We start from the raw sequence: 18848 nt of genomic DNA on the forward strand, positions 1-18848 counted from the left end.
ACCCCCTTACTGTGCTTGAACACGAAGTTCTGCACTACTGCGAGCGCGATGCCCGAGTAAACTTTTCACATCACTTGATTTTGGTTTAACCAACTTAAACTTAGGTAAGTAAGTTTCAAAATTAGCTAAAATATTCTCTGCACGACTTGAGCCTGTTAGCTCTAAGTGCTCGGCAATTAGACCGCGTAAGTGTTCTTGGTGAGAACTGAGTTCATCCAATAACACAACTTCAACCAACTCTGGGTTAATGCGTTTTTCAAAGTCGTTACGCTCATCTAAAATATAAGCAAAACCACCAGTCATACCCGCACCGAAGTTAACCCCAACGTTACCAAGTACGCACACAACTCCACCGGTCATGTATTCACAGCCGTTATCGCCTAGGCCTTCTACCACCGCTTGCACACCCGAGTTACGCACAGCAAAACGCTCACCTGCACAGCCTGCAGCAAATAACTTGCCGCCTGTTGCACCGTATAAACACGTGTTACCAGCAATCGTCGCTTTGTGGCTTTGAAATGATGAACCTAGTGGCGGGCGAATAACCAGCTTACCGCCAGCCATACCTTTACCAACATAATCGTTAGCGTCACCTACAAGCGTCATTTCAAGTCCGCCTGCATTCCACACACCAAATGATTGACCAGCAGTACCGTGCAATTCAATTGATACAGGATCAGCTGCCATACCTTGGTTGCCATGTTTGTCAGCAATATAACCTGATAGCATGGCACCCACTGAGCGATCGGTATTACAAATACGATTAACCAGCGAAATCCCCGTACTTTCATCGATTGCTTGTTGTGCTTTTTCAAGCAGCGTTTCGTTTAACTTACCTAAGTAATGTGACGAGTTTGGCGCACTGCAATAAAGCGTTTCACACGTTGGGTTATTTGGCTGAGCAATCACAGATGATAAATCAATCTTTTGTTGCTTCGCGGTTTTGCCTTCAATCGCTTCAAGTAAATCTAAGCGACCAATTAAGTCGGTTAAATTTGCTACACCAAGGCTTGCCATTATTTCACGGGCTTCTTGTGCAATAAACTTAAAGTAGTTCATCGCCATTTCTGGCAGACCATGATAATGCTTTTGACGCAGTGTATCGTCTTGTGTTGCAACACCAGTCGCGCAATTGTTTAAGTGACAGATACGTAAGTATTTACACCCTAATGCCACCATAGGGCCAGTACCAAAGCCGAAGCTTTCTGCCCCTAAAATAGCCGCTTTAATAATGTCTAAACCTGTTTTTAACCCGCCATCTGTTTGTAGACGAATACGGTGACGTAAGCCATTTTCAACCAATGCTTGTTGGGTCTCTGCAAGACCAAGTTCCCATGGGCTACCTGCATACTTCACGGATGTTAATGGACTTGCACCTGTACCACCGTCATAACCCGATATTGTAATTAAATCGGCATAGGCTTTTGCAACACCCGTTGCAATCGTCCCCACACCTGGCTCTGATACTAGTTTGACCGAGATCAGCGCTTTAGGGTTTACTTGTTTTAAATCAAAAATTAGCTGGGCTAAATCTTCAATTGAGTAAATATCGTGATGTGGTGGAGGCGAAATAAGCGTTACACCGGGTACTGAATAGCGTAGCTTAGCGATATACGGGGTTACTTTTTCACCCGGTAACTGGCCGCCCTCGCCTGGCTTTGCACCCTGCGCTACTTTAATTTGAATGACATCAGCGCTGCGTAAGTAATGCGGTGTTACACCAAATCGGCCCGAGGCAACTTGCTTAATACGCGAGTTTTTCTCTGTACCGTAGCGTAGTTTGTCTTCACCACCCTCACCGGAGTTCGAACAACCGCCTAAGCGGTTCATTGCGATGGCCAGTGCTTCATGTGCTTCTGGTGACAACGCACCAATACTCATTGCCGCAGAGTCAAAACGTTTGTATAGCTCAGTAGCAGGCTCAACATCATCAATGCTGATACCTTTATCTGGCAATTTAAGCGCCAACATGTCACGCAATGTAGATACTGGGCGTTTATTAACCAAATCAGCATAGACGCTGTAATCAGTGTAGTCACCTGAACGCACTGCTTTTTGCAATGTTTGAATAACGTCTGGGTTGTAGGCGTGGTATTCACCGCCATGTACATATTTTAATAAACCACCATGGCTTAATAGCTTGCGTTTACTGTGTGCTAACTGATGAAGTTTACGTTGGTCTTCATCAAAGTCGCTAAAACATGCGCCCTTGATTCGACTAGCTACGCCATTAAAACACGTATCAACCACGGTATCTGACAAACCAACGGCTTCGAATAACATTGAACAACGATATGACGCAACGGTACTGATACCCATTTTCGACATAATCTTGTATAAGCCTTTGTTTATCGCATTACGATAAGCAAGGGTCACTTCGCAGTAGCTTTTCTTAATCACTTTTGAGTCGCTCATTGCAACCAATGATTCATACGCAAGATATGGGTAGATTGCCGTTGCACCAAAACCAATTAGTACGGCAAATTGGTGCGCATCTCGAACGCTACCTGTTTCAATGATGATATTTGATTCACAGCGTAAGTTGTTATCTACAAGGCGTTTTTGTACAGCGCCAACAGCCATTGCTGCTGGGATTGGTAATTGATTTTCATCAAAATTACGGTCGCTTAGAAATAACATTACACAGCCTGAAGCCGCTTTTTCTTGCGCTTCATCGCAAATACGGGTGACCGCATTAGCTAAGCCTTCTTCTTTACTATAAGTAATGTCAATTTTACAGTAGCTGTAATGCGCTTGGTCGGCACTTAGTAACTGCTGCATGTCAGCGTACATCAAAATCGGTGTATCAAACTGCAAGCGTTTAGCGTGGCCTGTGGTTTCGTTAAACACGTTTTGCTCACTTCCAATACAAGTAGCCAGTGACATAACGTGATTTTCACGGAGAGGGTCGATCGGCGGATTAGTTACCTGCGCAAACTTTTGGCGGAAGTAATCAAACAACGAACGGTTACCTTCAGATAGCACGGCAAATGGCGTATCATCGCCCATCGAGCCCGTTGCTTCTTGGCCAATTTCACCCATTACACGAATAACACTGTCGAGCTCTTCGTTAGTAAAGCCAAACATTTTTTGGTATTTAAGTAAGGTGTGATCGTCAAATGAACGATTACCTGCATCTTGCTCTGATAACTGCTCGAACGGTGTTAATCGTTTCACATTCTCTTGCAGCCATGCTTTATAGGGGTGGCGCGCTTTTAAATCTTGATCGATTTCATCAGAGTGCCAAATTTTGCCTAAATGTGTGTCAATAACTAACAGTTCACCCGGACCAACACGGCCTTTTTCAACGACTTCATCAGCGGTATAATCCCAAATACCCACTTCAGAGGCAAGGGTAATAAAGCCATCTTGTGTGATCACATAGCGCGCAGGACGAAGGCCGTTACGGTCTAGATTACAGGCCGCAAAGCGACCATCAGACATAACGATACCCGCTGGGCCATCCCACGGTTCCATATGCATTGAGTTAAAGTCATAAAACGCACGTAAGTCATCATCCATTGCACGGTTTTTCTGCCATGCAGGTGGCACAAGCATACGCATAGCACGGAATAAATCCATGCCACCCGCTAAAAATAGCTCAAGCATATTATCTAAACTTGATGAATCTGAGCCTGTTTCATTAACAAAGGGTGCTGCTGTTTGTAAGTCAGGAATAAGTGGCGAGGCGAACTTGTACGAACGCGCACGCGCCCACTGACGGTTACCTTGAATCGTATTGATCTCACCATTGTGCGCTAAATAACGAAATGGTTGAGCAAGTGGCCAGCGTGGCTGTGTGTTTGTTGAAAAGCGTTGATGAAAAACACATATCGCACTGGTCATACGAATATCAGCTAAATCTAAATAAAAGTTAGGTAAATCTACCGGCATCATTAAGCCTTTGTAGATGGTCACTAACCCAGACAAGCTCGCTATGTAAAAACCTTCATCGTCGCTTAAACGTTTCTCGGCACGACGACGTGCTACGTATAAGCGGCGCTCTAAATCTTTCGGACGCCAACCCTCAGGCGCACTTACAAAAATTTGTTCAAAATTTGGTAGTTGTTTTTTGGCAATAGGGCCCAAGCACGATGCATCTGTCGGCACAACACGCCAACCCTGAATATTAAGCGTTTCTTTTTCGAGTTCTTCACTCAATACATCTTTGGCAGTTTGTGCAAGTACTGGATCTGCGTTTAAGAAAATCATGCCAACTGCATAATTTTTACCTAAATGCCAATTTTGCTCACTGGCGATTGCGCGAAAAAAGCTGTCTGGTTTTTGTAACAATAAACCACAACCATCGCCTGTTTTACCATCGGCAGAAATACCACCACGGTGTTCCATACGGTCAAGGCCTGTGATCGCTGTTCTTATTAAGCGATGACTAGCCTGACCATTAACCTGGGCTATTAAGCCAAAGCCACAATTATCTTTTTCTAATTTTGAGTCGTATAACATAGACCCCTCCCCTTGCTACAACAGCTAGCTATTAAAGATCTTCTCGACGGTTTGCTAGCAGACGGTCAAAACTATCGCCAATTGTACATAGAGTCAATAGCATTATGAATACATATTCATATTCTTGAATATTTCTCACGCAAGTACAATCTTTTTATTTCGTGCCAATTTTTAACATTTAGCCAATAAATACCCATTATTTTTTTATGACACTGGTGTCAAATTTAACAACTTGTAAAAAACGACACTTCTAAAATCACAGTTTACGTAAACGTAAAGGCGCCATAAAATGCATAAATATTCACTATCGAGTTTGAGTGATGTCCATCGTTTTTTTCCATTGGGTGTCGAATTTTTACTTATTATAAATGGCGTAATTAAGATGCACTTTTACAAATTGACTCAAGGCATAACTCTGTTGAGCTGCATAAAAAACACATAAATGCATAAATACCGCTTTGTGATAATCCGGCTATTTACCTTCCCTCACATAAAAGCACTATGAAATTGACCTTAAGGGAATGCTCAAAAAAGTGTCCGCTGCGGACACATTTGCTGTCCGCGGACACATTAAAAAGGGCAAGTAAAAACATTTAATACAATAAATCAATAACTTGAAACTTGGCACAGTAATCGAATACATAAAACTAAGATATTAATAGGACACCATTATGTTTATTCTCAGTTTGTTTTTAGTCTCGCCAATTACCATGCTTGCCGTGAGCTTAATGATTACCTACCTCGAAGAATAAATATAAAAAATAAAGGAAGTCTCATGATAAAAGACACTAGCGCACAGGACACTTCTGTTGTCCGAACTAAAAACTATATGAAACCGCTCATTATTGGGGCAGCAATCATGTCGCTTGTTGCATTGTGTGCTCAGGCATTTATGGGCACTGAGAAAGGGGCTTTTTCTGTTGATAGAGATACATTGCAGATTGCCCACGTAACCCGGACTACATTAATTAGGGATGTTTCTGCCAGTGGCAAAATCGTCGCTGCAAATGCACCAAAAATTTACAGCCCAGAGCGAGGCTATGTGGATTTACGAGTAAAAGCAGGCGATAACGTTAATAAGGGAGCGATTATTGCTATTGTTGAAAGCCCTGAACTCACGAACGAATTAAAGCAACAACAATCTGTATTAGCGCGCCTAGACGGTGAGCTTAAACGCAAACACCTTGAAGCGCGCAGACAAAAACTTAGTTTAACTAAAGCTCTCGACCTCGCTCAAGTTGAACTCAATGCTGCGGATAGGGAAAATCGCCGCGCCAAACTATCAATTTCTAAAAATTTAATTAGCCAAATTGATCTAGAAAAAGCAGTCGATGATTTAGCTCGCGCAAAGCTTTCATACAAACATGCCCAACAAGAGGTAGCGTTAGCTAAGGATACATTGGCGTTTGAACTTCAAGCCGCTGAACGAGATTTAGCACGGCAACAGCTTGTTGTTGACGAACTAAACCGACAAGTTAGCAACCTGACTATTGAAGCTAGCGTTTCCGGTATTGTAGGCAATTTATTAGTACAACAAAAAGAAGCGGTTACGCAAAGCCAACCGTTAATGACCTTGGTTGATTTGAGTAACTTTGAGGCAGAACTGCAGGTCCCTGAAAGTTATGCAAATGAACTGGGGCTAGGCATGACAGTCGAGCTCACATTAGGGGCTAGTAAAGTGTTAGGAACGCTTAGTGCAATTTCACCCGAAGTTAATAACAGAGAAGTCACCACTCGGGTCAGGTTTAATAAAGAACTAACAGGAATTCGTCAAAATCAACGATTGACCGCCCGTATACTATTAGAAAACCGCGACAATGTGTTGCAGGTCAAACGTGGTGCATTCCTACAACAAGGAGGAACTCGAGCCTATAAGGTTGTAAATGACTCTGCACAATTAATTGATATATCTATTGGGGCAACAAGTATCAATGCCGTCGAAATAATTACAGGTGTAGAACCCGGCGATAAATTAATAATTTCAACTTATGACAATTTTAAAAACGCATCAACCTTATTACTCCGCTAATAGTCGCGTTTAAACAAAACAATAAAAGGACACAATCATGCTAAAAATGAACAACATTAGTAAAATATATCAAACTGAAATGGTACAAACACATGCATTGCAAGACTTTAGTTTACAAGTAGATGAAGGTGAATTCATTGCTGTAACAGGGCCTAGTGGCTCAGGTAAAACAACATTCTTAAACATCGCTGGCATGCTAGAGCCCTTCTCTGAAGGAGAATACTTACTTGACGGTATTGATGTTGGCAAACTAAACGATAACCAGCGCGCTGATGTTCGTAATCAAAAGATTGGCTTTATATTTCAAGGCTTCAACCTCATTCCTGATTTGAATTTATACGAGAACATTGAAGTACCTTTGCGCTATAGAGGTATTAAAGCAGCTGAACGTAAACGTCGAATTGAACAATGTTTAGAGCAAGTAGGCCTTGCCTCGCGTGCTAAACATCTACCGCAGCAACTGTCTGGCGGTCAACAACAACGGGTTGCGATCGCACGAGCGCTGGCGGGTGAACCAAGGTTTTTACTCGCTGATGAACCAACGGGTAATTTAGATAGCCTAATGGCACGCCAAGTGATGGAATTACTTGAACAAATAAATCGCGATGGTGCAACCATTGTGATGGTCACACACGACCCCGAACTCGCCCGCCGCGCCCCCCGTAATATTCAAGTAGTCGATGGTCAACTCGCCGATTTTACCTTGTACCAAGGCGCGCAAAACCTGAAAAATGTTGCTGGAGCGTAAGCCATGCTATTACATTACTTTGATTTAAGTTGGCGTAGTTTTAAACGTACGCCATTGGTCAGCAGTTTGATGGTGTTAGCAATTGCTATTGGCATTGGTGTCACCATGACAAGCCTCAGTGTTTATCACATGATGGCGAGCGACCCAATCCCTAGTAAAAGCAGCCAGCTGTTTAGTGTTCAAATGCAAATAATGGATGATGGCAACACGTGGTGGACAAAAGATAATTTACCACTGCAGTTGACATACAAAGATGCGACCAACTTATATCGTGCTAATACTGAAGGTAACCGCTTGAGTATGGTACGTAGTGGCTTTTCTATCTATACCGACTCAGACACCGTTAAGCCTTTTAGCAAAAGTGCGCGGATGACCACACCTGAATTTTTTGACATGTTTCAACTTGAGTTCTTATATGGCAATAAGTGGTCGCAACAGCAAGAAGAAAATGCAGCTCCTGTCGTTGTCATAAGTGAAGAGTTGAACGAAAGGCTATTCGCTGGTGAAAATTCTGTCGGCAATATCATTTACCTTGATAACGAAAGCTATGAAGTTATTGGCGTCACAAAGAACTGGCCTTTAGTCGTTAAATACTACGATTTAAATAATGGAGCCTTTAACGAGCCTGAGAGCATGTTTTTACCATTTAGTCTTGTTGAAGCGAGAGAATTTGGCAACTGGGGTAATACCAATGGCTGGAAACATGAAGACGTTAGAAGCTTTAAAGCGAAGCTACAGTCAGAAATGGTATGGGTTCAATTTTGGGTGGAATTAAACAACGCACAGCAAAAACAAGACTATGAAACCTTTTTAATGGCCTATATGGAAGAGCAACAAAAGCGTGGCCGTTTCAATCGCAAAGAGCTTATTTACAGCTTGCGTGATGTTAACCAATGGATGGAATACAACAATGTAATCAGTGAAGACAATAAAATCTTGGTCGCCTTAAGTTTTATGTTTTTAGCCGTTTGTTTAGCCAATATTCTTGGCTTATTGTTAGCAAAATTTTTACGTCGCGCGCCTGAAGTCGGTGTACGCCGCGCTTTAGGGGCTAGTAAACGGCAAGTATTTTTACAGCACCTTGTTGAAGTTGCAATGCTCGGATGTTTCGGTGGCTTAATCGGTATCGTACTTGCACAATTAGGGCTGTGGGGTGTTCGTCAAAGCTATGATTACTACTCATCAATCGCCACTATGGATATCACTATGTTACTCAGTGCACCCATCATTGCAATTACAACCTGCATCTTAGCCGGGCTCTACCCTGCTTGGTTAGTTTGTAAAACAAACCCTGCAATTTACCTAAAGAGCCAATAGGGGCAAATTATGTTAGAGATAAAACCAATTTTTCACGCGTTATGTCGCTCAAAAATAGGCGCCTTATTGCTATTGCTTCAAATTGCTATCACCACCGCGATTGTCAGTAATGCTGCATTTATAATTGAAGATAAAGTGAGCTATTTAAGTCAAGAAACAGGCTACCCTGAAGACGAAATATTTTCATTCCACGTCATGTTATTTGGTGATGATGTGTCTAGCCACCAGCAGTTTGAGCTGGACGAAGCAATGTTACGTAGGTTACCTGGCGTAATTGATGCTGCTTATATTAGTAATACACCGCTTTCAGGCAGTGGCAGTGCGTCTGACTTTAGTATTAACCCAGCTCCTGAACCCGGGCTTTCAGCCAGAACGTCCTATTTTTTTACTGATGACCATGCTTTAAATACATTAGGACTTGAACTTGCTGCTGGACGAAACTTCAACGAAAGTGAAGTTATTGTAACTGATAATAATGAGCAACGTGCTAATGTAACTATCATTACCCAAGTACTAGCCGATGAGTTATTTCCTGATGCAAATGCTTTAGGTAAAACCGTATATTTAGGTGATATTGCTCTTAAAATAGTGGGTATTATCAAAAAAGCTAAAGGCCCTTGGCTCAAAGATAGCCGCCCTGATAGTGTTGCTTTAATTCCTTACATCAACCCAAATATTTCAGGTAACTTTATCGTTCGTACTGATGCCAGCCAACGCGCAAAATTAACGAGTACAATTGAAGATGAGATGCTAAAAAACTATGACAAACGCGTAATTGTAAGAGTCCGAGGTTTAAATGAAGCCAAAGAAAGTTACATGGCGCAAGACACCTTAATGATGCGTATGTTAATTGTGCTCATCACTATATTAGTACTGGTAACTGCTCTAGGTATATTCGGCTTAACTTTATTTAATATCAGTAAGCGGACTAAACAAATTGGTACCCGTCGTGCATTGGGCGCGAGAAAATCTGCCATTATTAGCTATTTTTTAGTTGAAAACGCCATGATCTGTAGTTTTGGTTTAATATTAGGTTGTATTGCAGCCTTATTACTTGGCCAATTGCTCATGCAACATTTTTCAATTGCTGCATTGCCAACAAGTTATATAGTAGGCACCGCAATTATGGTGTTTGTAATGAGTTTGCTCGCGGTATTTGGTCCAGCCAGACGTGCGGCGAATATATCCCCTAGCATTGCTACGCGAACCATATAAAGCCATTCCCAACCTATGCTACACTGGTTTAATACCGTGTAGCATTTTAAATAAAGATAATAAAAACAGCGATTATATTCTCATGGAAAAAATACTTATCGTTGATGATAACCCCGCTGTTTTAGAGGCGCTATCATTACTACTGGAAATTCATGACTTTGCTGTTGTGACTGCCACTAATCCATTTGAGGCCATTCAAGTGGTGCAATATCAACGTATTGCGTTGGTCATCCAAGATATGAACTTCACTGCAGACACAACCTCTGGTGAAGAAGGTAAAGCGCTTTTTTATCAATTAAGGCAACTCAATCCACACTTACCCATTATTTTGATCACTGCTTGGACAGAGCTTGAAGTAGCCATAGAGCTTGTTAAAGCAGGTGCCGCAGATTACCTACCCAAACCATGGGATGATACAAAGCTGCTAACGTGTGTCAGTAACTTGATCGAACTTGGTCAGGCAAAGCAACAAAACGCAATTTATAAGCGTCATCAACAAGAACGTGATAAAAGTATAAACAATGCAGAACTTGTCGGGTTAGTTTACAAAAGTACGGCCATGGAAAATATTCTCACAATGGCCATTCAAGTAGCTAAGTCGGATGTTTCAGTGCTCATAACAGGCCCCAATGGCAGCGGTAAAGAGCGAATAGCACATATAATTCAAGCCAATTCTTTATTGCACGATCACCCCTTTATAACAGTAAACGCCGGTGCCCTGCCCAGTGAATTAATTGAAGCAGAATTATTTGGCGCCGAAGCTGGTGCATACACAGGAATAACCAAACAACGTATTGGCCGCTTTGAGGCAGCTGATGGGGGAACATTGTTTTTAGATGAGATTGGCAATCTACCTCTGTCAGGGCAAATGAAGTTGCTACGCGTTTTACAAACGGGTGAATTTGAACGACTCGGTTCGACTCAAACACGAAAAGTTAATGTGCGAGTTATTTCAGCAACCAACGAAAACTTGGTAAACGCTATTAAGCTGGGTAAATTTAGAGAAGATTTATACTATCGCCTGAATGTCATTGAGTTAAATTTACCCGCTCTTGCTGAGCGTCCAGATGACATCTTGGTACTAGCAAATCACTTTTTGAACAATAGAGAGCTTAGCATTGAAACAGAGCAAGCATTATTAGCCCACAGTTGGCCTGGCAATGTTCGTGAGCTTGAAAATGCATGTAAACGCGCGGCCGTATTAAACTCATCAGGTATTATTACTTTGGCTGATTTTGCATTACAAACACCCAAAATGAATAATTCGAGCACTAAAACTGAGGTGACAAAACACGATATAGAGCAGGCCATGCATCTTCATCAAGGAGTAATTGCAAAGGTTGCGAGGCAATTTGGTATGAGTCGGCAAGCACTGTATAGACGTTTGCAAAAATTTGAGATTGATTATTGATGAATATTAACAATCGATTTATGAGTATTCGCTATGGTTTGCTTTTTATAAGTATTGTTGCCGCACTCGTCCCAATTTTGCTAATTAGTTGGATTACAGATCTTTCATGGCAGCTGACTCTTGCTTTCAGTGTATTTTGTGTACTGATAACCAGCTACTTATCACTGCGGTTGGTTAATCCACTAATGCAAGGAATACATTCATTAGAGACCGGATTGCTTAATTTTAAAGATGGGGAACTTTCATCATTACTTGCCTATGATGACAACAATGAAATTGGGAGATTATGCGAACTTTATAATCAAACGGCAAAACAACTGCGCCAAGAGAAACAATGGATTTATCAACGTGAATTGATGCTAGATAAAGTGCTACAAAGCTCACCGCAAGCGGTTATTTTAAAAAACGACCAAGGCTTTATCGTTTACAGTAACCACAGCGCCAGAGACTTACTCAATGCTAAAACGTCACTTGAAGGCAGTCAGTTTTCAGCGCTATTTGCCAATGCCCATCCACAGCTAATTAATGCCCTTGAGCGCGAAGTTGACGGTTTATTTACCCTCGATAATCAACAACAAGAATCGCAAACGTGGCATTTAGCCACTGGCAAACTGTTACTCAATAATCAGTTTCATACTTTATATGTATTTAAACAATTAACTCGCGAACTAAGCCGACAAGAAGTGGAAGTCTGGAAAAAAGTGATACGTATAATCAGCCACGAGCTTAATAATTCACTTGGGCCTATGTCATCCATGTTACACAGCGGAAAAATTCTCAGTGCGAAAGTCGATGAGCCAAGACTAAGCCGCGTATTTTCAACCATTGAAGAGCGTATTAAACACTTAAACGAATTTGTTCAAGGTTACGGTAAGTTTGCCAAACTCCCCACACCACAGCTTTCTAAAATAAATTGGCCAACATTATTCTTACAACTACAAAATCAATGGTCATTTAATTTATCAGAGCAAACCGCAGTAACAACGTTTGCAGATCAAACTCAGATTGAACAATTACTCATAAACTTGTTGAAGAATGCGCATGAATCGGGCTCTAAAGCTGAGCATATTTCAATCACACTAGCACAAGATAATAACAATACCCGAATTATTGTAAATGACCAAGGCAAAGGAATGAGTGAGCAAGTGATGGCCAATGCACTTATTCCTTTTTACTCAACAAAATCAAGCGGTAGTGGTTTAGGGCTCGCATTATGCAGAGAAATCGTTGAAGCACACCATGGACAGATAAGTTTGCATAATCAAGCTACAGGCGGGTTAAGCGTACACATAATACTGCCTAATAACACCCAATAAAAAAGCCGCTAAACAGCGGCTTTTAAACATTCTAACTGGCAATCAGTATTACTCAGCGTCAGCTTCTTTGAACTTTGCTGCTGTTTCAGTAATCAATGGTTGTAACTCACCACGCTGGAACATTTCGATGATGATATCGCAACCACCAATCAACTCACCTTCAATCCAAAGCTGTGGGAATGTTGGCCAGTTAGCATAAGCTGGAAGTTCAGCACGGATGTCTGGGTTTAGTAAAATATCAACGTACGCAAATGGTTCGCCACAAGACATTAAAGCTTGAGACGCCTGTGAAGAAAAACCACAATTTGGTAATTTAGGTGAGCCTTTCATATAAAGGATAATTGGATTTTCTGAAATCTGCTGTTTAATTTTATCAATGGTTTCCATCTACAACCTCAAAGTGACGATAACTGAACATATTCATGGCTTGAAAAATTTTCATTAAGCCTCATATATGTATCTTAAAATGGGCAAATAAAGCCGCAATCGAAATAGTCTTGCATTTGCATTGCTGTTTTGCATTGCTGTTTGCTAAAACTTGAGTAAAATACTCAACAATTATAGTAACACTATAATTCTGTTTGGTATAGATAAGTGGTCTGTTCAAGCAGGCATTACGTATTACCAAACGGACTATCAACCAAAAGAAGATGGAGATAAAAATGTCATTTGAACTACCGTCACTACCATATGCAATTGATGCACTTGAGCCACACATCTCAAAAGAAACACTAGAGTTTCACCACGGCAAACACCACAACACTTATGTTGTTAAATTAAATGGTTTGATCCCTGGCACTGAATTTGAAGGCAAAACACTTGAAGAGATCGTTTGTTCTTCAGAGGGCGGCGTATTTAACAACGCAGCTCAAATCTGGAACCACACTTTCTACTGGAACAGCCTTTCTCCGAACGGTGGCGGCGAACCAACTGGCGCAATCGCTGACGCGATCAATGCTAAGTGGGGCTCTTTCGATGCGTTTAAAGATGCATTAAATGATAAAGCAGTAAATAACTTTGGTTCAAGCTGGACGTGGTTAGTTAAATTAGCAGATGGTTCACTAGACATCGTTAATACGTCTAATGCTGCTACGCCACTAACTGATGAAGGCGTTACGCCTGTTCTTACTGTTGATTTATGGGAACACGCATACTACATCGATTACCGTAACGTGCGTCCTGATTACCTTAAAGGTTTCTGGTCTCTAGTTAACTGGGAATTCGCAAACGCAAACTTCGCGTAATTTAGTAACCTATTTAGAGTTTACTAATAGAAAAGGTGCTTCGGCACCTTTTTTTGTTATTACAAATTGCTCTGTATTATTGACCACCCTCCTTAAAAATATATTTCCTCTATTTGAACGCCGTACCCACGCAAGGTAAGCAACAAGGTGTATTGAAAGTAATCGTTTGAAATAAGTCCTCATAAAACCCTAGGATAAATTTTTAATTTTATTGCACAAAAATCCAAATTCATGACTAAGCTTTAAATAGCCTTTGCTTACTTTTAATAATTCAGCACCTAGTTTAAGCAGGTTTTTTGGAGGTCTTCATGAGTATTTTTGAGCATTACCAAGCACGCTACGAAGCGGCACAAGAAGAAGAATACAGCATTGCTGAATTCTTAGAAATTTGTAAAACCGATAAGTCTGCCTATGCCAGTGCCCCGGAACGATTACTAATGGCAATTGGTGAACCACAAATGATTGATACGTCTACAGACGCGCGACTGAGTAGACTATTTTCAAACCGTGTTGTAGCCCGGTATCCCGCGTTTAATGACTTTTATGGAATGGAAGACGCCATTGAGCAAATCGTTTCTTACCTAAAACATGCTGCGCAAGGTCTCGAAGAGTGTAAACAAGTACTCTACCTACTTGGGCCTGTTGGCGGTGGTAAATCTTCGATCGCAGAGAAACTAAAATATTTAATGCAACAAGTCCCTATTTATTCAATCAAAGGTTCACCTGTTAATGATCACCCCTTAGCATTATTTGATGTGAATGAAGATGCAGGTGTACTTGAAAAAGAATATGGCATTAAGCCGCGTTACTTAAAAACAATCATGTCGCCATGGGCAACTAAACGCCTACATGAATTTAATGGTGATATAAGTCAGTTTAAAGTAGTGAAACGCTACCCTTCAATTTTAAATCAAATTGCAATTGCAAAAACTGAGCCCGGCGATGAAAACAATCAAGATATTTCTGCACTGGTTGGTAAAGTAGATATTCGTCAACTTGAGCATTTTGCCCAAAGCGATCCTGATGCTTACGCTTTTTCGGGCTCATTGTGTCTTGCGAATCAAGGGTTAATGGAGTTTGTTGAGATGTTTAAAGCGCCTATCAAAGTGCTGCACCCTCTACTAACAGCGACCCAAGAAGGTAATTACAACGGCACCGAAGGCATCAGTGCTCTGCCCTTCAATGGTATGATTTTAGCTCACTCGAATGAATCTGAATGGCAAACATTTAAAAATAATAAAAACAATGAAGCGTTTCTAGATCGTGTCTACATAGTAAAAGTACCTTACTGTCTACGTGTGTCTGAAGAAATTAAAATTTATGATAAATTACTTGAACACAGCGAGTTGTATAATGCGCCGTGTGCACCAGGGACGCTTGAAACTCTCGCCAAGTTTACCACCCTATCACGCCTTAAAGACCCAGAAAATTCCAGCATCTATTCTAAAATGCGTGTTTATGATGGGGAGACTTTGAAAGATACTGATCCCAAGGCAAAGTCGTATCAAGAATACCGTGACTATGCGGGGGTTGATGAGGGGATGACTGGACTATCAACCCGGTTCGCCTTTAAAATTTTGTCCCGCGTATTTAACTTTGACACGCTTGAAGTTGCAGCTAACCCTGTGCATTTATTTTATGTATTGGAACAACAGATAGAGCGAGAGCAATTCTCGGCTGATGTAGAGGAGCGTTATTTAAGCCATTTGAAAGGCTATTTGATACCTCAATACGTTGAATTTATAGGCAAAGAGTTACAAACCGCTTACCTTGAGTCTTACTCTGAATATGGACAAAACATATTTGACCGCTACGTTACCTATGCCGATTTTTGGATTCAAGACCAAGAATATCGCGACCCAGATACCGGCCAGTTATTTAATCGCGAAGCACTTAATGCGGAGCTTGAAAAAATTGAAAAACCTGCGGGTATCTCTAACCCCAAAGATTTTAGAAACGAGATAGTTAATTTTGTTCTTCGAGCTCGCGCTCACAATAACGGTAAAAATCCACTTTGGACAAGCTATGAGAAACTTCGGACGGTTATTGAGAAAAAAATGTTCTCAAATACCGAAGAGCTATTACCTGTTATTTCATTTAATGCCAAAACATCGGCTGAAGATCAGAAAAAACATGAAGACTTTGTCAATCGCATGGTCGAAAAAGGCTACACCCAAAAACAAGTTCGCTTGCTGTCAGAGTGGTACTTACGCGTTCGTAAGTCGCAGTAATAAAATGGTAGGTGCATTTTAGGGGGTCAATATGGCGAATTTTATAGACCGTCGTCTAAACGGTAAAAATAAAAGTACGCTTAACCGTCAGCGCTTTATAAGACGGTATAAGAAACAGATAAAAGAAGCGGTATCTGATGCTGTAAACAAACGTAGCGTGACAGATACCAGTAGTGGCGAAAGTATTTCGATTCCACAAAGAGATATTAGTGAGCCGATTTTTCATCAAGGTAGAGGCGGTGATAGAGAGCAAATACACCCAGGGAATGATCAATTCTCAACGGGTGATAAAGTTGAGCGCCCTCAGGGGGGACAAGGGGGAGGCGCTGGAGAGGGTGAAGCAAGTGACTCTGGTGAAGGAGAAGATGATTTTGTTTTTTCTATTTCTAAAGACGAATACCTAGACTTATTATTTGAGGACTTAGAGCTGCCTAACCTGCAGAAAAATCAACTTGATAAACTAGTACAAATGAAAACTCACCGAGCGGGATTTTGTAGTGATGGTATGCCCAGTAATATTGACATAGTACGCTCCTTACAAGGCTCTTTAGCGAGGCGTGTTGCAATGAGTGCAAGTAAAAAGCGCCGTTTGAAAGAACTCAATTTTCAGCGCGAAATCTTGCTTGCAGAAGCTGAGCCTGACTTAGCTGCAATTACTTTACTTGAACAAGAGATTGCGCAATTAGAACTGCAAATAAAGGCGGTGCCCTTTATAGATAACTATGATTTACGCTTTCGTAACTATGAAAAGCAGCCCCACCCCACCAGCAAAGCGGTTATGTTTTGTATTATGGATGTGTCTGGATCAATGGATCAGGCAACCAAAGATATGGCTAAGCGTTTTTACATCTTGCTCTATCAGTTTCTAACAAGAAGCTACAAAGATATAGAGGTGGTTTATATTCGCCACCATACGCAAGCAAAGGAAGTGGATGAACAAGAGTTTTTTTATTCACAGGAAACCGGCGGTACCATTGTTTCAAGCGCGTTGAAGCTCATGAATGAAATAATTCAAGAGCGCTATAACGCATCACAATGGAATATTTATGCCGCACAAGCATCTGATGGTGATAACTGGGCCGATGATTCACCACAGTGTTCGCAGATCCTGCAAAATAAGCTGCTCGACGATGTACGTTATTATGCCTATATAGAGATCACGACTCGCGCTCATCAAAGTCTTTGGCGAGAATACCAGAGCCTCTGCCAAAAATACGACAACTTTGCCATACAGCATATTAAGCGTGTTGAAGATATTTACCCTATTTTTCGAGAGCTATTTAAGAAGAATCGTCAACATCAAGGTGCTGCGTAACCTGCACAATGAGGTATTTATATGACCGATCAACGTATGAGTGATGGTCCTGACTGGACGTTTGAGTTATTGCAACAATATCAAGATGAAATTGCACGTGTTGCTAAGCATTATCGATTAGATACTTACCAAAACCAGATTGAAGTTATTACTGCTGAGCAAATGATGGATGCCTATTCAAGTGTGGGTATGCCTATTGGTTATAGTCACTGGTCTTATGGAAAGAAGTTTATTCAAACAGAACAAAATTATAAGCGAGGACAAATGGGTCTTGCTTATGAAATTGTGATTAATTCAGACCCTTGTATCGCTTATTTAATGGAAGAAAACACCTTACCAATGCAAGCACTTGTCATGGCCCATGCATGCTACGGACACAATTCTTTTTTTAAAGGGAACTACTTATTCAAAACATGGACCGATGCAGGCTCAATAATCGATTACTTGCTATTCGCTAAGAATTACATCTCTCGTTGTGAAGAAAAGTATGGCATCGACGAAGTCGAAACCCTGATAGATTCTTGCCACGCGTTAATGAATTACGGCGTTGATAGGTATAAGCGCCCGCAGCAAATATCTTTATTTGAAGAACAGAAGCGTCAACAAGAGCGTGAAGAATACATGCAATCACAAGTCAATGAACTTTGGCGTACTATTCCTGTTCAGCATCAGGAAGCGAAAAAAAGTGAACATAACTTTCCTTCAGAACCACAAGAAAATATTCTGTATTTTATTGAAAAAAATGCGCCGTTATTAGAATCATGGCAACGTGAAATAATTCGTATCGTGAGAAAAATATCGCAGTATTTTTATCCGCAAAAACAAACCCAAGTTATGAATGAAGGCTGGGCTACGTTTTGGCATTACACTATTTTGAATCACCTTTATGATGAAGGGAAACTGACCGACTCATTCATGCTAGAGTTTTTACAAAGCCATACCAATGTTGTATATCAGCCGCCTTATAATAGTAAATATTATTCAGGTATTAACCCTTACGCACTCGGTTTTAATATGATGGTGGACATTAGGCGCATCTGTGAAAACCCGACTGAAGAAGATAAACGCTGGTTTCCTGAATATGCTGGCAGTAATTGGCTGGATACTTTGCATTTTGCTATGGAGAACTTTAAAGACGAAAGTTTTATCAGCCAGTTTTTATCGCCTAAGCTTATTCGTGATTTTAAATTATTTACTATTATTGACCATGAAAAAGAGCCTACTTTAGAGATTGGCGCGATTCATGATGACAGTGGTTATCATAAAGTGCGAGAGTCATTATCTGCACAATATAACCTAAGTAATCATGAACCAAACATACAAGTATATGATGTAGATATTAGAGGCGATCGTTCATTAACGCTTCGATATGTTCCCCATCAACACATCCCGCTGGCGAAATCTCAGGATGAAGTTCTTAAGCATCTATATCGATTGTGGGGTTTTAAAGTAAAGCTAGAACAACAGTCCCCCTCTGGGGAGATAACAGCACTGGGTCAATGTCCAATGGACGACTCTCGCCATAGTACTGAATGAAACATTGAAACCCGATTGTCTA

The 18848-nt window shown here is 41.0% G+C and carries 12 protein-coding genes; 10 read left to right on the forward strand and 2 right to left on the reverse strand.

What is annotated here, in order from left to right; all coding sequences use genetic code 11:
* Nucleotides 1–6: 6 nt before the first annotated feature.
* Nucleotides 7–4464 (reverse strand): glutamate synthase large subunit, encoded by a 4458-nt coding sequence (gltB, locus tag C7Y70_RS17095; protein ID WP_135476067.1) that lies wholly within the window; start codon nt 4462–4464, stop codon nt 7–9.
* Nucleotides 4465–5239: 775 nt separating this feature from the next.
* Between gltB and C7Y70_RS17100 the strand changes: the two genes are divergently transcribed.
* The 6 genes from C7Y70_RS17100 to C7Y70_RS17125 all read left to right on the forward strand — a co-directional run bounded on the left by C7Y70_RS17100 (nt 5240) and on the right by C7Y70_RS17125 (nt 12500).
* Nucleotides 5240–6493, forward strand: coding sequence for an HlyD family efflux transporter periplasmic adaptor subunit (locus C7Y70_RS17100; protein ID WP_135476069.1), 1254 nt, complete (start codon nt 5240–5242; stop codon nt 6491–6493).
* A gap of 37 nt (nt 6494–6530) precedes the next feature.
* Nucleotides 6531–7241 carry an ABC transporter ATP-binding protein gene (locus C7Y70_RS17105; RefSeq protein WP_135476071.1) on the forward strand — a complete coding sequence of 237 codons (711 nt, stop codon included), beginning with the start codon at nt 6531–6533 and terminating at the stop codon, nt 7239–7241.
* A gap of 3 nt (nt 7242–7244) precedes the next feature.
* Complete coding sequence (locus tag C7Y70_RS17110) at nt 7245–8558, forward strand: ABC transporter permease (protein ID WP_099297072.1); 1314 nt, start codon at nt 7245–7247, stop codon at nt 8556–8558.
* Between the two features lie 9 nt (nt 8559–8567).
* On the forward strand, nt 8568–9773 hold the full coding sequence (locus C7Y70_RS17115; protein ID WP_135476073.1) for an FtsX-like permease family protein: 1206 nt from the start codon (nt 8568–8570) through the stop codon (nt 9771–9773).
* 82 nt (nt 9774–9855) lie between these two features.
* Nucleotides 9856–11184, forward strand: a complete 1329-nt coding sequence (locus C7Y70_RS17120; protein WP_135476074.1) for a sigma-54 dependent transcriptional regulator — start codon at nt 9856–9858, stop codon at nt 11182–11184.
* Entirely contained in the window at nt 11184–12500 is a 1317-nt protein-coding gene (locus C7Y70_RS17125; protein ID WP_135476076.1) for an ATP-binding protein, read from the forward strand. The genes C7Y70_RS17120 and C7Y70_RS17125 overlap by 1 nt, the downstream gene beginning before the upstream one ends.
* 48 nt (nt 12501–12548) lie before the next feature.
* Here C7Y70_RS17125 and C7Y70_RS17130 read toward each other — a convergent pair whose 3' ends face one another.
* Entirely contained in the window at nt 12549–12887 is a 339-nt protein-coding gene (locus C7Y70_RS17130) for a Grx4 family monothiol glutaredoxin (RefSeq protein ID WP_099297064.1), read from the reverse strand.
* A gap of 275 nt (nt 12888–13162) precedes the next feature.
* On the opposite strand from C7Y70_RS17130, the gene C7Y70_RS17135 reads away from it, so the two are divergent.
* From C7Y70_RS17135 to C7Y70_RS17150, 4 genes are all read left to right on the forward strand, one after another.
* Nucleotides 13163–13744 (forward strand): Fe-Mn family superoxide dismutase, encoded by a 582-nt coding sequence (locus tag C7Y70_RS17135; protein ID WP_099297062.1) that lies wholly within the window; start codon nt 13163–13165, stop codon nt 13742–13744.
* Between the two features lie 308 nt (nt 13745–14052).
* A complete protein-coding gene (locus C7Y70_RS17140; protein ID WP_135476078.1) occupies nt 14053–15975 on the forward strand; it encodes a PrkA family serine protein kinase in 1923 nt (640 codons plus the stop codon).
* Between the two features lie 31 nt (nt 15976–16006).
* On the forward strand, nt 16007–17290 hold the full coding sequence (locus C7Y70_RS17145; RefSeq protein WP_135476080.1) for a YeaH/YhbH family protein: 1284 nt from the start codon (nt 16007–16009) through the stop codon (nt 17288–17290).
* Between the two features lie 21 nt (nt 17291–17311).
* Nucleotides 17312–18826 (forward strand): SpoVR family protein, encoded by a 1515-nt coding sequence (locus C7Y70_RS17150; protein ID WP_135476082.1) that lies wholly within the window; start codon nt 17312–17314, stop codon nt 18824–18826.
* Nucleotides 18827–18848 lie beyond the last annotated feature (22 nt).

It is taken from the genome of Pseudoalteromonas sp. KS88 (assembly GCF_004766475.1).
Classification (GTDB): Bacteria; Pseudomonadota; Gammaproteobacteria; order Enterobacterales; family Alteromonadaceae; genus Pseudoalteromonas.

Excerpts from the sequence above, each read along its gene's own strand:
- C7Y70_RS17130 (WP_099297064.1), bottom strand. The coding sequence starts at position 12,887 with ATGGAAACCATTGATAAAATTAAACAGCAGATTTCAGAAAATCCAATT.
- C7Y70_RS17120 (WP_135476074.1), top strand. The coding sequence starts at position 9,856 with ATGGAAAAAATACTTATCGTTGATGATAACCCCGCTGTTTTAGAGGCG.
- gltB (WP_135476067.1), bottom strand. The coding sequence starts at position 4,464 with ATGTTATACGACTCAAAATTAGAAAAAGATAATTGTGGCTTTGGCTTA.
- C7Y70_RS17115 (WP_135476073.1), top strand. The coding sequence starts at position 8,568 with ATGTTAGAGATAAAACCAATTTTTCACGCGTTATGTCGCTCAAAAATA.
- C7Y70_RS17110 (WP_099297072.1), top strand. The coding sequence starts at position 7,245 with ATGCTATTACATTACTTTGATTTAAGTTGGCGTAGTTTTAAACGTACG.
- C7Y70_RS17145 (WP_135476080.1), top strand. The coding sequence starts at position 16,007 with ATGGCGAATTTTATAGACCGTCGTCTAAACGGTAAAAATAAAAGTACG.
- C7Y70_RS17105 (WP_135476071.1), top strand. The coding sequence starts at position 6,531 with ATGCTAAAAATGAACAACATTAGTAAAATATATCAAACTGAAATGGTA.
- C7Y70_RS17100 (WP_135476069.1), top strand. The coding sequence starts at position 5,240 with ATGATAAAAGACACTAGCGCACAGGACACTTCTGTTGTCCGAACTAAA.
- C7Y70_RS17150 (WP_135476082.1), top strand. The coding sequence starts at position 17,312 with ATGACCGATCAACGTATGAGTGATGGTCCTGACTGGACGTTTGAGTTA.
- C7Y70_RS17135 (WP_099297062.1), top strand. The coding sequence starts at position 13,163 with ATGTCATTTGAACTACCGTCACTACCATATGCAATTGATGCACTTGAG.
- C7Y70_RS17125 (WP_135476076.1), top strand. The coding sequence starts at position 11,184 with ATGAATATTAACAATCGATTTATGAGTATTCGCTATGGTTTGCTTTTT.
- C7Y70_RS17140 (WP_135476078.1), top strand. The coding sequence starts at position 14,053 with ATGAGTATTTTTGAGCATTACCAAGCACGCTACGAAGCGGCACAAGAA.